1 protein-coding gene is annotated in these 277 nt (G+C 55.2%); it reads right to left on the bottom strand.

Annotated features, from left to right (window positions below; all coding sequences use genetic code 11):
- The coding region (locus tag Q4528_RS13725) for a hypothetical protein (protein WP_303522114.1) at window positions 1-211 on the bottom strand (211 nt) is incomplete at its 3' end.
- Window positions 212-277 lie beyond the last annotated feature (66 nt).

Raw genomic sequence — 277 nt, 5'->3', positions numbered from 1 at the left:
CGACCGGTCCATCCTTGATGTTCCAGTAGGCGTGGATATAGGGCGTCGTGTTGTTCGGCGTCGCAGTTTGGAAGCGCCAATCTTGTACCTTAGAATTATAACCAACATCGTTGGGGCCGACGCCTGCACGGGCCAGAGCGTCGATATAAAACTTGAAGTTCATCAAAGGCATGGCCCATACCGCCGCGTCAATCGCGCGGTGATAGGTCATCCGGTCGGCCGTGTTCGCTGTTGCCGGATCAAACGTGTCTGCTTGACCGGCTGAAGCCAATAACAC

The organism is Staphylococcus pasteuri (assembly GCF_030547725.1).
In the GTDB taxonomy this organism is placed as follows: Bacteria; Bacillota; Bacilli; order Staphylococcales; family Staphylococcaceae; genus Staphylococcus; species Staphylococcus pasteuri.
The sequence above is the reverse complement of the archived record's forward strand: the minus strand, read 5'-3'. Positions and strand labels throughout refer to the sequence as shown.